The organism is Psychrobacillus sp. FSL K6-2365 (assembly GCF_038003165.1).
Lineage (GTDB): Bacteria > Bacillota > Bacilli > Bacillales_A > Planococcaceae > Psychrobacillus > Psychrobacillus psychrodurans.
This window is the reverse complement of sequence record NZ_JBBOOO010000001.1, coordinates 724,038-740,828: the sequence shown is the minus strand read 5'-3', so window position 1 is coordinate 740,828 and position 16,791 is coordinate 724,038. Positions and strand designations below refer to the sequence as shown.

The window sequence follows — 16,791 nt, the reverse complement described above, 5'->3', positions numbered from 1 at the left end:
TTTATTCGGATTGATGCGAATTTTGTATTTTTTTCTGTAAATTGGATGTTTACTGAAGTAAAAAATTTATCGTGTAGGAATACGTTCTATACGAAAGTAATGCCAACTTAAACGAGAGATTCCCACTTTCCAAGATCAAAATTATGGAATAATTATCCTTAAAGCAAGTAAATTCAATACAAGCGCAAGTAATCATAATCAATCCGTAAGTATTTCTATATTGAAAGCTAGTAAAGCAACGGAGAACGCAAGTAAATGACTGGCGAGAGCAAGTAAATTATTAAATATCCTCCTTATACGAAAGAGGGAGCATATTTCTCCAAAACAAAAAGCCATCTCCTTATGAGATAGCCTCAAAATAATCGCCAAAATGAAGTTTTGCTTCTTTTTCTTTAATAATATCAATTCCAAGTAACACAGTTGTAGCTGGTCCTGCAGATTTTTCTACATCCCAATCAACTAAACAGTCTTTCAGCCCAAGTCGTTCACATTCGCCTTTTATTCCGGTAGATCCTACTGGCCACACCTGATGCACTAGCCCTCGACTTATTGCTTCACTAATTTTTTTCAAGTCAGCGATTTTATCGCCATCGCTAATGACTTCTTCACCGACACTTGGCTTGCCATAAACATACCAGCGAATTTCATTAGAGTTTTCAATTTGTTGCTCACCTAGTATTGTCACAGCGATTGCTGACTGTAGCGTTTCCACATTCGTCTCACTGCTGCCGGTAATTTCCGGGCACTTTACACCGACTTCGTTAAATAGCTTTTCTATTCCGACGACATATTTGCCCCAGCTTTGATTTCCTGAGAAGTTATGAACTACTATGGATACTGGAGTTGCACCAGCTGCCCATTGTTCTAGTAATGCGACTCTTGCTGCGAAATAGGAAACGATTTCGTCTGGTGTTGAAACTATGTCAGCCTTTTTTTCGCCGATGCCTGCGGAGTTATCCGTCGTCAAAACGAAGCCATTTGGCAATAAAATAGCATTACGCATGAGTTTTCATCCGTTTCATTACTCGCTCCACCACTGGTGAGACAATCATAGCAATTGAAGCATTTAGTATAGTCGCAAGTGTGATACCTGGAAGTGCCGCCGCAAAGAATGCCGGTGAAATGATCCAGTAAAACGGAAGGGTTGCTAGCACACTATTTGCAAAAATAAAGAATATCCATTTCCATGCATGATGCCCTGCTTTGTGTAACTTAGTGTATACGAATAAAATGACGAACATTTCTGCAGCAATGATTAAATGCAATGGACCTAACGGAAACCCTGCAAATAAAGAGGAAGATAAATGACCAATTAACGATGCTGCTCCCGCATAAATTGGAGGCAGAAAGGATACTGATATAAGTGCAGGTACTGTATCCATGGCTGCACTTCCGATGCCAACTGGAACCTTAATAAATGCCCCGATTGCACATAGTGCTGAAAACATAGCTGCAAGTGTTAGTAATCGAAGTTTCATATATTGTTACTCCTTTTCTTTCTTCTCGCTTCCTACGTTTTTAAATACTTTTGCACTTCGTACGTATTCAACGTCCGATACGTTTTCTCTCACATTTGCCACGCGAGCTGCTGCAAATAAATAATCGGACAAACGGTTTAAGTAGCGTTGTACTACTGTTGGTACATCCTCTTGTGTTTTCGTTAACGTCACTGTAAAACGCTCTGCACGTCTAGTAATTGTGCGAGCTATATGAAGTGTTGCAGCAGCGGGAGTTCCGCCTGGTAGGATGAATCTCTCCAAAACTGGACCTTCTTCTACTAGTACATCGATTCTTTTTTCCATTGCATCGATTGCTTCGTCCGTCATTTTATATACACGACGATTTGAAACATTTGCAAGGTCTCCACCACAGTCAAATAGCTCATGCTGTATCGTTTCTAAATCTTCTAAGATATCCGCAAATTTTGCTGGATCTAGCTCTGTTACTGCTTTTCCAATAAATGAATTCACTTCATCAATTGTTCCGTAAGCTTCCACTCGGATATCGTCTTTGTCCGTTCTTCCCCCGATCAAACCTGTTTGTCCTTTGTCTCCAGTTTTAGTGTAAATTTTCAATTTGCTCATCTCCCTTTAATGTTTGTGAAATACCGTACCAAATTCGTGTTACACGTGATGCCTTTGTAAAAAGCTGCTGATAAAATCGACCAACATCATCCCGAAGTTTGCGCATACTTGCATCCATCGGTACAATTCCTCGTCCGATTTCCGTTGCTATGACTATTACTTCCGCTTGTTTATCCCATATTTCCAATTTTCCGATTAACTTTTTGCCTTTTGATTCTAGCAGATTTTCAACTCCAAGAATAACAACCACTTCTACATCTGGTAATAAAACAAGCACATCTAATTCTGCATCTATCCACTGGGCTTTACGGCCTTGTATCATATTCTCTACATACGCTCGTTTTCCATTAAATGCTCCACCGAAAATGACATGCATCGTTCCCCCTCCAATACAGCTTTTTTATCCCGCCAATGCAATGTAAACATAATCCCGTGAGGTACTTCCCAATCCCAAAAACTCTTTTCTATATTTGCAAACCTGGTCAGTATAAAACGAATAGGCCCACCATGCGTAACGATTATCGGGTGCTCTACCTTTTCGACTGTTTCTAATAAGGCTTCTAGCACCCGTTTTTCCATTGCTTGCATTGACTCTCCATTTGGTGGGGCTATTTGCCTCGGATCATCAAGCCAATTTCTGTATTGAGCTTCATCTTTTAATTCATTATATGTTTTTTGTTCCCAATCACCAAAGGAGCATTCTCGAAAATTTGAATTCTCAATATAAGGAACTTCACTAAAAATTTTCGCTGCTGTTTGCTTGCAACGCATTAAGTCGCTGCCAATTATTTGATTAGTTTCAAATGAAATTTTTTTCGTTTTCATTCCAGTAATGATTGGTTCGTCAGTCCAGCCGATATACTTTTTGTCTCGATTTCCTTGCGTTGGAAAATGTCTTACGAGAACAATAGCAAAAGGGTTAGCCATAGCACCACCTCCGAAATTTCCACGCTTGCACCAAGTAAATCACCAGTAACTCCACCGAAGTTTTTCAATACCCAACTGCGGAACAAACAAATAAATGCAAATAACACAGCGGCTATAGTGACAGCAACCACCCAATTGGTCATCCATCCTAAAACTACTAGGCCAATAAAAAAGTGACATGCTGTTGTAATTGTAACGACATTGGCATTCATTTTTCCCTTGAAATAATAAGCCAGTCCACTCGTTTTAGCACTGTTCGTTACTGAAAATAGGATTCCAAGTAGAGCTCTAGAGAAAAATGGGATAAGCATAACGAAAATCCAGTGAAAGGATTCTGTCGATAATACTTCAGATATAATAATTACTTTACCAATAACTAAGAACACAACCGCCATTACACCAAAAGCACCCACTCGCGGATCCTCTAGTATTTCGAATCGCTTCAATCGATCTTTGTAGGAAAAGAATGCATCCGATGTGTCGATATATCCGTCCATATGAAGTCCTCCAGATAGTACAACCCCTAGAAGTACAATACTAAACCCTGTCATTATTGGACTCCATTCAAAGTAGAGGACTAAACAAGCAATTGCTCCAATGCCTGCCCCTATCCAAGGAAAAATACTGTACATCCCTGTAATTGCTCGTTTTTCCATCGGCAGGTTTTTATTTACTGGAATGACCGTAAAAAATTGAAGTGCCAACAAAATGCTCCTCATTTTCCCACCACATCATTCTTTAATAGGCTTAATACTTTCTCCCATTGTACATGCTTTTTAAAATGGTATGCCCATTCATTAATTTGTTCATCTGATGCCATTTGCCCTCTTTTTTCTTCGCCGTCTTCTTCCTCAAACTCATTTGCAAAATAAGGGATGACTCCTAAAACATCGATACCTGTGTACGTTTCGATGAAATCGATTCCGTCCCCAAACAGAGAAACGTCTCCTTGAAACTTGTTGATAATTATTCCTTTTACACGTGCTCTTTGTACTTCTGGAAGTAGTGCAAGCGTACCGACAATGGATGCAAACACGCCGCCATACTCAATATTGGCTACTAATATTACCGGCACATCTGCCAGATCAGCAACACGCATATTTACTAGTTCACGATCACGTAAATTTACTTCAACAGGACTGCCAGCACCTTCTAATATCAAATACTCATAGGATTCAGACAGCAAATTCAAACTATTTTTAATGAGTTCTTGCCCTTTTTCAAAAAATTGTTCCCTGTAGCGCATGCCACTCATTCTATCCAACTTTCTTCCTAAAACAATTATATCCGACTCCAAGTTCCTCGCTGGCTTTAATAATATGGGATTCATTTCGGCTAAATAAGAGATTTTTGCAGCTCTTGCTTGCAAAGATTGCGAGACACTTATTTCCAACCCATCTTCTGTATGGATGCTTAAGCTTGACATATTTTGCGATTTAAAGGGGGCTACTTGCTTTCCTTCATTAGCAAGTAGTCGACAAATAGCTGTACAAACCAAACTTTTCCCTACACTAGAAGCAGTACCTTGGACCATTAAGCCCTTCATTTATAACCCTCATTTCCACTGATGACTGACGCCATATTCCATTTCGAAGGCATGATCTGCCTTCGAAACAAGCTTTTGATGGATTTGCCCAATCCACGCTTGATATTGAGCTGTAAATTCATACTTTGATACAGGTTCATCGAGTACTTCATTTGAAACAATTACAACTATCTTTGTTTTTTTTAATAGCTGGTCTATTGTCTCGTATAGCTGCTGCTCTACTTTCTCAATTTGCCCTTCATACAGTTCATTAGCTAGCCAGGTCGTGACACAATCCCATAGGATGCCATCATCTTTTTGGATTTTGGGAATGATTTGTTCGAGATTACGCGGTTGCTCAATCGTCACCCACTCGACTGGGTAGCTTTTACGGTCAACTTGATGTCTTTTTATACGCTCTTTCATTTCTTTATCCACTGCAACGCCAGAAGCTATATACACATTTCGGTTTGCCCGCTTATCCATTAGGTAATATTCAGCGAAGCTGCTTTTTCCACTACGTACACCGCCCGTTATGAAGACAAGTTTTCCACGAACCATGCGGTCATCTCCTTTTGCAAATGCTCCATTTGAGAAATTTCTTTCATGCCCACCCGAAACCATTTTCCATCTAGCCCTTTGAAATTTTCTGTATGGCGGAGGACGCATCCTTTGGCTAATAAACTTTCGAAAAACTCTTTAGAACGTGAAGAATCTGGTAGTTGAAAACAGAGAAAGTTAGTCGCTGATGGTAACACAATACAGTTCCATTTCACTAGAAACACCGTCATTTGTTCACGCATTTCTTTTGCGAAAGCGATTGCTCGCATTCGATAATCTTCCTCTAGCAAACACTCTGCTCCAATTGTCGCCGCAATCGCATTACTATTCCAGTGTGGCATTCTCGAGCGTATATCGTTTACGATGGATTTATTAGCTAAAGCGTATCCAAGTCGAATACCAGGGATTGCATACATTTTCGTCATTGAGCGTACGACAATAACATTTGGAAATTCCTTTAAATACGGGATAAAAGATTCTTTTTCATCTATAAAATCTAGAAATGCTTCGTCTAATATAACTTCACATTTATATCTCATCGCATATTTTGCTATTTGAATAATTTCTTCCAGTGGGATTAAATAACCGGTCGGATTATTAGGTCTACAAATGTAGATTACTTCCGCAAACTCTACTTCATCGAGCACTTCTTCCAAAGGTACTTTCCCAGTCGCAATTATCTCTTTTATGTATACATTGTAAGGTGCAAGTGTTGCTTCATATTCGGAAAAAGTCGGATGAATCAATACTGCACGTTTATTTTCATACCGTTTTGCAAGGCTAGCAAATATTTCCGCCGCCCCATTTCCAACAACCGTATTTTCAACCGAAATACCGTGATATTTTGCAGCTGCCGATAAAAATGGTTCTCCCTGTGGATCCGGGTATTTTGTGATTAGCTGTGCATAGGTTGACCATTTTTCATTCACAAACGTCGGTACTCCTAATGGATTCACATTTTCACTATAGTCAATAACCGTTTCGGGCATTTCGATTCCGAGTCGCTCATATACTTGATGAGCATTTGCACCGTGATTAGGTAATGCCAAATAAAACCCCTCCAATGACCATCATCCACAGCCAAAATAGAACTACAGCAGTATTCATATGAGAGATGGTGCTTAATATATGGTTTGGCGACAATGGAACCTCTCCAATTCCCATGAGTGCTCGGTTGGAAACGATTCCTTTATATGTATTGATGCCTCCAAGTTGAATGCCTAGCTGATAAGCAGTCGCTGCTTCTAAATAGCCACTATTTGGACTTGGATGTTTTTTCGAATCCTGCCACCAGCCTCTCATCCGTTTGCTAAAAGGCATTCCACTCTCTTTTTTGCCCCACAGCATGATAATATAGCCAGTTAATCGGCTTGGTATATAGTTCGCTATGTCATCCAGCTTTGCGGCTGCAAATCCGAAGTCCTCGTATTTTTCATTTTTATAACCGACCATTGAATCGAGCGTATTTATCGCTTTATATAACCAAAGGCCTGGTGCACCAGCAAACACAAATGCATAAAAAAGTGGCGCAGTTATTCCGTCACTAATATTTTCTGATACTGTTTCTACGACTCCACGTGTAACTTCTTGTTCATCTAACTTTTCTGTATCACGACCGACAATCCACGAAAGCTTTTGTCTTGCGGACGGTAAATCTTTTGCTACTAACGGTTTATATACATCTAATGCTGCCACTTTTAAACTTTTCTGTGCAAGCCCAGATGCGATTAGTATACTTTCTACCGCAATCCCCACCCATATATGTACGGAGTATGAACCTATTAGTAAAGCTAGTGTGACAGAGAATGTTAAACCAACGACTATAAAAACAAGTAAAAACCCTTTCGCCTTGCGTGCTCTACCTTTATTCAACCAAGCTGTTAGTTTCGAAATAAGCGTTCCAATCAATTTAACTGGATGTGGCCAACTCGGTGGATCGCCAATTATTCTATCCAGTATTAAGCCTATCGCTATTGCAATTATATGTGGACCCATGCCTACTCCCAACCTTTTGCTTTTTTGTAGACTTGAATAGCTTCCACTGTGCATTCATACACACCGAGTCCTATTTTTTTCCCTATTTCCGTGATTGGTCCTGCATATGGAATATGTGTCCCTTTTTGGGTCGCTGCTATTAGTACACTATCCGTAGATGTTCCGGTAGCAATCGTTCCAGTACGAGGGTCCTTTACCTGTTCAAAAGCGAGTGCTTTCGTTTTTGATTCGGTAGCTGTAATAACTGATTGAATAAAAGCTTCGTCTGAAAGTTCTCCATTCACAATTATCCATGTATTAATGGTACCAATTGCTGGAAGCATCTCTACTTCATGTGTTCTAGAGACGTCCACTGCATTCCCTACTCCTGCAGTAACCATAATGACGATGCTTCCAAAAGGTGTGTCATATTCTTTAATGACAGCATCCGTAGTCTTTACTGCGGTCATCATTCCTACTGTATCTGCTTCAGAAAAACCGTTGTCCGCTAAGTATTCAAGCATTTCTTCTTTTACATTATCGCAAGCATAGCTAGCGTCCACTCTTCTATTGACGAAGTTTTTGTACCAGCCACTTCCTGCATTAATCACTGCGGATGACCATGTTTTGAGTTGCGTTTCAGCTTGAAAAATAACCAATTCTGCCGTAACTTGAAAGTTCTCTGCTGTGATAAGCTCATCATTCTGCTTTTCATTTACATCCGGAAGAATTGTAATTTGAGGCTTCGGACGTTCAGGGTGAGGATTTGTACTAATACGGGCTTGATACACCGATTCAATTTGATCTTTCTTCACTACTTCCTGAGGTGCGCCTATTACTTGTACCTCCCCGTGATCCATTAATAGCAGACGATCACAGTATAGAGATGCGAGATTTATATCATGAAATACACTAATAATAGTGATTCCTTTTTCAATCGCCTGTGTTTTAATCGTATCAAGTAATTGTTTTTGATGTGCAATGTCTAGATGATTGGTCGGTTCGTCCAGTAGGAGTAAAGGTGCTTGTTGAGCAAGTGCTTGGGCAACAAATACACGTTGTTGTTCCCCACCAGATAATAGGTCTAGCATTTGATGCTCGTATCTTTCCATCGCTGTTAGCTGCATCGCTTCAATAACCGCCGTTTCATCTCCATCCGACCATGAAGAAAACAATCCACTTTGATGGGGATATCGGCCAAGTGCGATCGTGTCTCTCACAGAATGAGAAAAAGCATGACTATGTAATTGTGGTAAAACCGCCATTTTTTTCGCAAGCTCTTTCGATGAATGAGACCTTAACGATTTCCCTTCAATCAAAACTTCTCCGGCCGCCATATGTAAAATACCGCTTATTACTTTTAGTAGTGTAGATTTTCCGCTTCCATTTGGTCCAAGAATTCCAAGCATTTCACCTTTTCCAACTTCAAATGAGACGTTTTTAACGATTAATTTGTGATCATATCCACCCGATACATTTCTCACTTGTAACATATTAAATGCCTCCTTTTTTCCGTTGTCTAAAGAAAATAAATGCAAAAACTGGTGCCCCAATAAATGCAGTTATCACGCCAATCGGTAGTTCAGTTGGAGAAATAATCGTACGAGACACTAAATCACAGATGATTAATAATGCTGCTCCATTTATGAAGCTAAGTGGTAACACGTGACGGTTATCGGAACCAAATAATAGCCTTGTCATATGCGGAACGACAAGCCCTACGAATCCAATCGTTCCAGATACAGCGACCGCTGTTCCTGTCAGCATGGAGCCGCCAATTAAAATCATCATTTTCCGCTTTTTCACATTGACCCCTAAATGCTGTGCACGTTCTTCTCCAAATAACATTGCATTTAACTCTCTTCTGTTTAACCACAATAAAATCGTGCCAATAACTACAAACGGCAATGCCATTTGAACAAAACTCCATCCGCGCATTGATACACTTCCGAGTAGCCATCCAATAATTTGTCTCAATTCTTCTCCTGTCAATGCAATCATTAACGAAATTACAGAACCTAAAAAAGAACTAAAAATAATTCCAGTCAAAATAATTGTTTCCATTTTCATCGAACGATCGACTAGCTTGGCAAATGTAATAACAAGTAGCATCGTAACTAGAGCCCCAATCATACTGAAAACAGGCAATGTGAATATTCCTAGAAACGGCACCGAAATACCGAAAAAGAGCGTAGCCACGGCGCCAACTGAGGCACCGGACGACACTCCTAACGTATAAGGATCGGCAAGCGGATTTTTTAATAACCCTTGAAATGCAGCACCTGCAATGGCTAGTGATGCACCTACTAGTCCTGCAAGCACCACACGTGGCATGCGAATTTTCCAAACGATATTGGTCGCGATTGCATCTGCTCCCGTATCCCATAATGTGCTGATCGGTACCTTTACGGATCCGACCGATACACCTAGCCAAATTGCTACAAAAAGAGCTATTATGGACAAGATGTAGCCGATCAAGGCTTTACTCACTAAAAGCCTCTGGATAAATTGCTTTCGCTACTTCTTCTAATCCCTCTGCAAGACGTGGACCTGTACGACTTGTTAGGTTTTCATCTACTTGTATAACTTCATTGTTTTTCACTGCTGTAATAGAATCGAACCCGTCACGAGCTTTCACGCTATCCACAATTCCTTCTACATAGCTATACATTACAATAATTACGTCCGGATTACGGTTAACAATTTCTTCTGGTTCTATTTTAAACCAGCCTTCTTGATCCGCTGCAATATTCTCAGCATTCACCATATCTAAGATTTCTTGCATGAACGTTTCTTTACCAGGTGTATAAATTTCCGGAACATCTGAAGTTTCAACGAATACAGTTTTCTTCGTTTCTACTTTTGCTACTTTCTCTTTAACTTCTGCTACTTTTGCTTTCATATCTTCTACAATTTGTTGTGCTTCCTCAGATTTACCAGTAGCACGACCAATTTCCTCAATTGTTGTATATGTTTCATTGAAGTCCGTTGCATTTTTCACTACGTATACTTTTACTCCAGCGTCGCGAATTTGTTGAAATCCAGCTTCACCTACACCCAAGGCAGATTCATGAGCAAATACAATATCCGGATTCATCGCTAAGATCTTTTCCACGTTGAATTCCATACCACCGATTTTCTCTTTTTCAAGCGCTTCTTCTGGGTAGTTATCGTAATCATTAACTCCAACAATTTCATCATTTAATCCAAGTGCAAATAAAATTTCTGTATTACTTGGTTGCATAGAAACGATTGTTTTTGGTGCTTCCTCTAATGTAATTTCAGTACCGACTGCATCGGTCATTGTAATTGGGAAAGTTGTTTCATCTACTACTGTTTCTTGTTGCGTACTTCCTGTATTTTCTTCAGGTTTAACTTCTTCTTGTCCGCATCCTACTAGCAATAGAACTGCTAAAGCGGATGTCATCCATAACTGCCATAATTTCTTCATTTTACATTCCTCCTATTTAAGCCAATAAAAAATCTCCCATCCTATTGATGAGAGATAGATAGGTATAAATCTGCACGAAAACACAATGAGCCAGACCTACACCAAACCTATCCTCGTAGGTAACGGGCGTAAAGCATATAGGCAGGTTTTCTGACTTATGATGTGTTGCATCACTTACAGTGGCGGGACCGTGCTGGACTTTAACCAGCTTCCCTTTTAACTCTAGCAATCCGTAACTAGAGCACCTCTATGCATTTATTTATTGATGTTGCTTTGTCTTCATTATACCTTATTTTTTATGACTGTCGACTTCAACTTTGAGGATAGAGTGGTTCGACCTTTGGGATGGAGTTGAGCTCTCTTGTATATTGAGAGATTGCTCTCGTAAAGCGTGTATTCTCTTTCGTATATATATCATTCTCGTGAAGTATAGATTCCCTTTCGTATAGCTGGGCTGGGGATATCTCTCATACAGTTGCTCCCCGCTATTGTGTAAGGGATGAACTTGCATTTACTTGCTCTCGTTTGTTGTTTTCTTGGTGTTACTGGACCTTTACTTGCGTTCAGGATAGAAATACTTGCGAACGGGTTATGAATACTTGCTCTTGAGAGGCATTTACTTGCGGTTAGGAAGTTAATTCCAATTTTTCAACTTGATATTTTGGAGATTGCTCTGATATAGGAGAGGAATTAACGTTTACTTGCTCTGTTTTGTTGTTTTCTTGTTGTCACTGGACCTTTACTTGCGTTCAGGATAGAAATACTTGCGAACGGGTTATCCTTACTTGCTCTTGAGAGGCATTTACTTGCGGTTAGGAAGTTAATTCCAACCTTTCAACTTAATAATTTGGAGATTGCTCTGATATAAGAGAGGAATTAACGTTTACTTGCTCTCGTTTGTCGTTTACTTGGTGTCACCGGTCCTTTACTTGCGTTCAGGATAGAAATACTTGTGAATAGGCTAGGCATACTTGCTCTTGAGATGCATTTACTTGCGGTTAGGAAGTTAATTCCAATTTTTCAACTTGATATTTTGGAGATTGCTCTGATATAGGAGAGGAATTAACGTTTACTTGCTTTCGTTTGTCGTTTACTTGGTGTCACTGTACCCTTACTTATGTTCTAGATAGAAATACTTGCGAACGGGTAATGTTTACTTGCTCTCGAGATGCATTTACTTGCGTTCAGGAAGTTAATTCCAATTTTTCAACTTGATATTTTGGAGATTGCTCTGATATAGGAGAGGAATTAACTTTTACTTGCTCTCGTTTGTCGTTTACTTGCTGTCACCGGTCCTTTACTTGCGTTCAGGATAGAAATACTTGCGAACGGGTTATGTTTACTTGCTCTTGAGAGGCATTTACTTGCGGTTAGGAAGTTAATTCCAATTTCCAACTTAATATTTTGGAGATTGCTCTGATATAAGAGAGGAATTAACGTTTACTTGCTCTGTTTTGTTGTTTTCTTGTTGTCACTGGACCTTTACTTGCGTTCAGGATAGAAATACTTGTGAATAGGCTAGGCATACTTGCTCTTGAGATGCATTTACTTGCGGTTAGGAAGTTAATTCCAATTTTTCAACTTGAGAATTTGGAGATTGCTCTGATATAAGAGAGGAATTAACGTTTACTTGCTTTCGTTTGTCGTTTACTTGGTGTCACTGTACCCTTACTTATGTTCTAGATAGAAATACTTGCGAACGGGTTATGTTTACTTGCTCTTGAGATGCATTTACTTGCGGTTAGGATTATTTCCCCAAATTCTTGATGATCGTATACTACATAAAATTAGAAAAACCCTCGAACAAGGTCGAGGGTTTAGGATTACATTTGTTCAGGTGCAGATACACCAAGTAGGCGCAATGCATTTGAGATTGTTTGACGTGCTGCTGTTACAAGTGCAAGGCGAGCTTCTGATTGCGTCACGTTATCCGCATTCAGTACTTTATCCGCATTATAGAAGCTATGGAATGTCGTAGCTAATTCTTGGATATAAATTGCAATTCGGTGAGGTGCACGAAGTTTTGCAGCATCTGCAACTATTTGTGGGAAGTCACCAATTTTCTTCAGTAGATCTAATTCTTTTTCACTTTGCAATAATTCAAGTGAATCAGTCGACACTTTCATGCCTTGCGTTTCTGCTGATCGTAAAATTGAACAAATACGTGCATGTGCATATTGAGCGTAGAACACTGGGTTTTCATTAGATTGAGAAACAGCTAAGTCTAAGTCGAAGTCCATATGTGAATCGCCTGATCGCATACCGAAGAAATAACGTACTGCGTCAAGACCTACTTCTTCCACAAGCTCACGCATTGTAACAGCTTTCCCAGTACGTTTACTCATTTTCATTTTTTCGCCGTCTTTATATAGTTGAACCATTTGTATAATTGATACTTCAAGTTTTTCACGCTCATACCCAAGCGCCTCAATTGCTGCTTTCATACGTGGTATATAACCGTGATGGTCTGCTCCCCATATATTGATCAATTGATCGAATCCACGAACTAATTTATCTTCGTGGTATGCAATATCGGGCAATAAATATGTGAAAGAGCCATCACTTTTGATAAGTACACGGTCCTTGTCGTCTCCAAATGTAGTAGAACGGAACCAAGTTGCTCCGTCTTCTTCAAAAATATGACCGTTCGCACGTAATTTATCTAAAGCTACTTCAATTTTACGGTTCTCATATAAAGATGTTTCCGAGAACCAGTTATCAAAACCAACACGGAAATCAGCTAAGTCTTTTTGAAGTTTTGCAAGCTCTACTTTTAACCCATGTGCACGAAATGCTTTGTAGCGATCTTCATCCGACATGGATACAAATTTTTCGCCATGTTCTGCAACAAGAGCAGCTGCGATGTCGATAATATCCTGCCCGTGGTAGCCACCTTCAGGCATTTCTTTATCTAATCCTAAAGCTTGGAAATAACGAGCTTCAATCGAAATAGCTAGGTTATGAATTTGGTTTCCGGCATCGTTAATATAATATTCGCGAGCAACGTCAAATCCAGCAAAATCAAGCACATTACATAAAGAATCTCCTACAGAAGCTCCACGGGCATGCCCTAAATGTAAGTCACCAGTTGGATTAGCAGATACGAATTCCACTTGAATTTTTTCTCCCGCACCTGAAGTTGAACGGCCAAAGTTTTCTTTTTCTGTGAGGGCAGCCTTTACTACATCTTGTAAGTAATCTTTACGAACCGTGATATTCATGAATCCAGGACCAGCGATGTCAATCTTCTCCATCATTGTTCCCGACATATCAAGATTTTCCACGATTGCGTCCGCCACTTGACGAGGATTCTTTTTCGCAAGTTTTGTTAGCTGCATTGCAATATTTGTTGCGTAATCCCCATTCGCTTTATCTCTTGGTGTTTCAAGTTGGATTGCAGGAATTTGCTCTTCCGTTACAAGTTCTGCTTTTATAATTGCTTGTTGTAATGCGTCTTTAATAGATTGTTGTAGCTGTTCTACTGCGTTCATTTATTCCGCCTCCGTATAAATTAGTTCTAATGTATATGTACCAGCAACTTCTTCATTTATGATTAGCTCATATTCCACTTGAAAATGGCCATCATCAAAATGTAAATGCTTTGTATTTGTTGTAATTATAAGTGTTCCATATTGAGTATCGTAGCTACCCGTTTGCAGTTCTCCCCGTTCAAATGGCAAACGCATCTTAACTCCACCACTTCGTAGTATCAACGCGGTCTGTCCACCTAACTTCACAGTCGTTCGAGTTATCTTTTGATCTTGCATTTCTTCGTAAACTAGATAATATTGTTTACCTTTAAGTGTTAAAGTGCCTTTTATTTCTATATTGATTGTTTCTTCTTGTACATTCGGATGACGAATCGTAGAAACTAGTCGTATATTTACTGTCTTTTGTAATGGAGTAGACATGCCTATCATCCTTTGTAGAAGTTTTATTTATGATTTCCTAAAAGCGATTATTGACCGCAACAGGAAGACAATTCACAATATCATATATTTTTTACTATAACCTTCATATTATATCTTAATATTAAGGAATGTGACAACTAATCACTGAAAAAGTAATATACTATTCATACTCGAAAGGTTATAATGGACCGAGATATTTTAAGAAGGTGACCTTTGTGCTTATTGACTTTGTTATTAATTTTTGTATTTTGTTTACTTTTGCAATTCTTACCTATATTCCATTTCAAAATAAATTAAATGTTTATATACCATCTTATAATTACGCCAGATTTATACTTGGGATATTAAGCGGATTTACTGGTTGTCTATTAATGTTAACCTCTGTTAGCATTTCTGATTTCTTTATTGTGGATGGGAGAATGGCGGTTATTGCATTATCTGGTGTCTTAGGAGGGCCATTTGCACCTATTATAAGTGGAACAATAATCGGGATCTTCCGCTTATTCATGTACGGATTTTCCACGAATGCACTGATTGCTGGTAGCAGCACTATCGTAATAGGACTAGTTATTGGACTTTGGAGTTGGAAGAAAACGATGACCTTTCAAAACGTCCCTTACTTTTTTGGATATTCCATCTTGCAAACTTCTATTGTTTTAGGTTTCTTAGGCAATTGGAAATTTGAAACGTGGTTGGCCATTATAAGCTTTATAGTATTTTCAGTCTTGTCGTTTTCCATTATTTTTGTAATTCTTAAACTGCTTAGCTCTCTTTTTGAAAAGATAAAACATATTGAAGAGATGTCTGTAACAGACTATCTCACTGGCTTAAATAATAACCGGAAATTTCAAGAATGTACTCAACAGCTTATAGAAAATAATGAAGTATTTTCACTACTATTATTAGATATTGACTATTTCAAAAAGGTAAATGATACATACGGACATCCTGTTGGAGATGAAGTATTGAAAGAATTAGCACTCCGAATAAAAGATACAAGCAAACCATTCGGAGGTATTGTTTCTCGAAATGGAGGAGAAGAATTTTCAGTCATACTTCCAAATACTACAGATGATAAGAGCCTAGAAATTGCAGATCTCATTAGATTATCAATTGAGAAAAACTTGTTCCTAATCTCAACAGGAGAAAAACTGAGTATAACTATTTCAGGCGGTATTAGTACTTTCCCAGAAGATGCTGTAACAACTCATGAATTGTATAAGCTTGCCGATGAAGCCCTTTATTTGGCTAAAACAACTGGAAGAAATAAAGTAGTACATATCAATTAGAATTAATATGGAATGAAATTTTCAATTGAAACCACAAGTATATTGTTCACTAAAGTGAAACTTATGCTTGTGGTTTTATTTTCCCTAATCAAGTGATACTGTTGGAGAGAAATAGTTATGGCAGAATCCAGACTCATATTTAATCAATAAAAAAAACGTGATGCCCTAATGACATCACGTTTATTATGTTTTCTATTTAACCCATCCTAAGATCATTTCGCGCAGAAGCTTCGAAGCAGTATTTACGGTCTGTTCCGAAGGATCATAATTCGGTGCTACTTCTACTAGGTCAAAGCCTACAACGTTTACACCAGAATTTGCAATTGCGTGAATAGAAGCCAATAGCTCACGGCTTGTGATTCCTCCGCAGTCTACTGTTCCTGTTCCAGGTGCGTGCGCTGGGTCAAGGACGTCGATATCGATTGTTACATAGACAGGACGCCCCTCTAATGTTGGTAGCACTTTTTTCAAAGGCTCTAATACTTCGAACTTATGAATTTGCATGCCGTTTTCTTTCGCCCAATCGAACTCTTCTTTCATACCAGAGCGAATTCCGAATGAGTAGACGTTTTTTGGACCGATGTATTCGGCGATTTTACGGATTGGTGTGGAGTGAGAAAGCGGTTCACCTTCGTATTCTTCACGTAGATCTGTATGCGCGTCCATATGAATAATCGCAAGATTGTCATAGTTGTCTGCCACTGTTTTCATGACAGGCCATGACACTAAATGTTCGCCTCCCATGCCTACAGGGATTTTCCCGTTTAGCAATAGTTGACGAATAAAATCCGATATTAAATCTAAGCTCTTTTCTGCATTACCGAATGGTAGTGGAATATCCCCTGCATCAAAATAGTTCACGTCATCTAGCTCTCGGTCAAGATATGGGCTATATTCCTCTAAGCCGATTGATGCTTCACGGATTCGCCCAGGGCCAAAACGCGAGCCAGGACGATAGCTTACTGTCCAATCCATTGGCATACCGTAGATAACTGCCTGTGCTTCATCATAATTTTGTTTGCTTTTTATAAATACATTACCTGAGTATGCTTCTTCGAATCGCATGGGC

At 39.2% G+C, this 16,791-nt stretch carries 17 protein-coding genes and 1 riboswitch; of the genes, 1 reads left to right on the top strand and 16 read right to left on the bottom strand.

Going from position 1 to position 16,791, the window contains the following annotated elements; genetic code table 11:
- Positions 1–340 precede the first annotated feature (340 nt).
- From MKY29_RS03815 to MKY29_RS03745, 15 genes are all read right to left on the bottom strand, one after another.
- Complete coding sequence (locus MKY29_RS03815) at positions 341–1,003, bottom strand: hypothetical protein (protein ID WP_241595123.1); 663 nt, start codon at positions 1,001–1,003, stop codon at positions 341–343.
- Positions 996–1,478 (bottom strand): ECF transporter S component, encoded by a 483-nt coding sequence (locus MKY29_RS03810; protein WP_241595121.1) that lies wholly within the window; start codon positions 1,476–1,478, stop codon positions 996–998. The genes MKY29_RS03815 and MKY29_RS03810 overlap by 8 nt, the downstream gene beginning before the upstream one ends.
- Positions 1,479–1,484: 6 nt before the next feature.
- Positions 1,485–2,075: a cob(I)yrinic acid a,c-diamide adenosyltransferase gene (locus MKY29_RS03805; RefSeq protein ID WP_241595119.1), complete on the bottom strand. Its 591-nt coding sequence runs from the start codon at positions 2,073–2,075 to the stop codon at positions 1,485–1,487.
- A complete protein-coding gene (locus MKY29_RS03800; protein WP_090565693.1) occupies positions 2,059–2,460 on the bottom strand; it encodes a bifunctional adenosylcobinamide kinase/adenosylcobinamide-phosphate guanylyltransferase in 402 nt (133 codons plus the stop codon). Before MKY29_RS03800 ends, MKY29_RS03805 begins: the two co-directional genes overlap by 17 nt.
- Complete coding sequence (locus MKY29_RS03795) at positions 2,412–3,011, bottom strand: histidine phosphatase family protein (protein WP_241595117.1); 600 nt, start codon at positions 3,009–3,011, stop codon at positions 2,412–2,414. The genes MKY29_RS03800 and MKY29_RS03795 overlap by 49 nt, the downstream gene beginning before the upstream one ends.
- Positions 2,981–3,715 carry an adenosylcobinamide-GDP ribazoletransferase gene (cobS, locus tag MKY29_RS03790; protein WP_340879032.1) on the bottom strand — a complete coding sequence of 245 codons (735 nt, stop codon included), beginning with the start codon at positions 3,713–3,715 and terminating at the stop codon, positions 2,981–2,983. Before cobS ends, MKY29_RS03795 begins: the two co-directional genes overlap by 31 nt.
- 11 nt (positions 3,716–3,726) lie before the next feature.
- Positions 3,727–4,557, bottom strand: a complete 831-nt coding sequence (locus MKY29_RS03785; protein ID WP_340879031.1) for a cobyric acid synthase — start codon at positions 4,555–4,557, stop codon at positions 3,727–3,729.
- Between the two features lie 9 nt (positions 4,558–4,566).
- A complete protein-coding gene (locus MKY29_RS03780) occupies positions 4,567–5,097 on the bottom strand; it encodes a bifunctional adenosylcobinamide kinase/adenosylcobinamide-phosphate guanylyltransferase (RefSeq protein WP_340879030.1) in 531 nt (176 codons plus the stop codon).
- On the bottom strand, positions 5,070–6,146 hold the full coding sequence (locus tag MKY29_RS03775) for a pyridoxal phosphate-dependent aminotransferase (protein ID WP_340879029.1): 1,077 nt from the start codon (positions 6,144–6,146) through the stop codon (positions 5,070–5,072). The genes MKY29_RS03780 and MKY29_RS03775 overlap by 28 nt, the downstream gene beginning before the upstream one ends.
- The gene (gene cbiB, locus MKY29_RS03770; protein WP_340879028.1) at positions 6,133–7,092 is read right to left on the bottom strand and encodes an adenosylcobinamide-phosphate synthase CbiB; all 960 of its coding nucleotides are present in this window, start codon (positions 7,090–7,092) and stop codon (positions 6,133–6,135) included. Before cbiB ends, MKY29_RS03775 begins: the two co-directional genes overlap by 14 nt.
- A 2-nt stretch (positions 7,093–7,094) precedes the next feature.
- On the bottom strand, positions 7,095–8,564 hold the full coding sequence (locus MKY29_RS03765; protein WP_090565707.1) for an adenosylcobinamide amidohydrolase: 1,470 nt from the start codon (positions 8,562–8,564) through the stop codon (positions 7,095–7,097).
- A 1-nt stretch (position 8,565) separates the two neighbouring features.
- Complete coding sequence (locus tag MKY29_RS03760) at positions 8,566–9,549, bottom strand: FecCD family ABC transporter permease (RefSeq protein ID WP_427138899.1); 984 nt, start codon at positions 9,547–9,549, stop codon at positions 8,566–8,568.
- 4 nt (positions 9,550–9,553) lie between these two features.
- On the bottom strand, positions 9,554–10,522 hold the full coding sequence (locus MKY29_RS03755; protein ID WP_340879027.1) for an ABC transporter substrate-binding protein: 969 nt from the start codon (positions 10,520–10,522) through the stop codon (positions 9,554–9,556).
- Between the two features lie 123 nt (positions 10,523–10,645).
- Positions 10,646–10,786: riboswitch (cobalamin riboswitch) on the bottom strand.
- 1,559 nt (positions 10,787–12,345) lie between these two features.
- Positions 12,346–14,013, bottom strand: a complete 1,668-nt coding sequence (gene argS / locus MKY29_RS03750; RefSeq protein WP_093493772.1) for an arginine--tRNA ligase — start codon at positions 14,011–14,013, stop codon at positions 12,346–12,348.
- Entirely contained in the window at positions 14,014–14,433 is a 420-nt protein-coding gene (locus MKY29_RS03745) for a DUF1934 domain-containing protein (RefSeq protein WP_241595106.1), read from the bottom strand.
- Between the two features lie 215 nt (positions 14,434–14,648).
- Between MKY29_RS03745 and MKY29_RS03740 the strand changes: the two genes are divergently transcribed.
- Positions 14,649–15,722 (top strand): diguanylate cyclase, encoded by a 1,074-nt coding sequence (locus MKY29_RS03740; RefSeq protein WP_340879026.1) that lies wholly within the window; start codon positions 14,649–14,651, stop codon positions 15,720–15,722.
- 192 nt (positions 15,723–15,914) lie between these two features.
- Here the strand turns inward: MKY29_RS03740 and speB are convergent, their stop codons facing one another.
- Entirely contained in the window at positions 15,915–16,787 is an 873-nt protein-coding gene (speB, locus tag MKY29_RS03735; RefSeq protein WP_093493765.1) for an agmatinase, read from the bottom strand.
- Between the last annotated feature and the right edge of the window lie 4 nt (positions 16,788–16,791).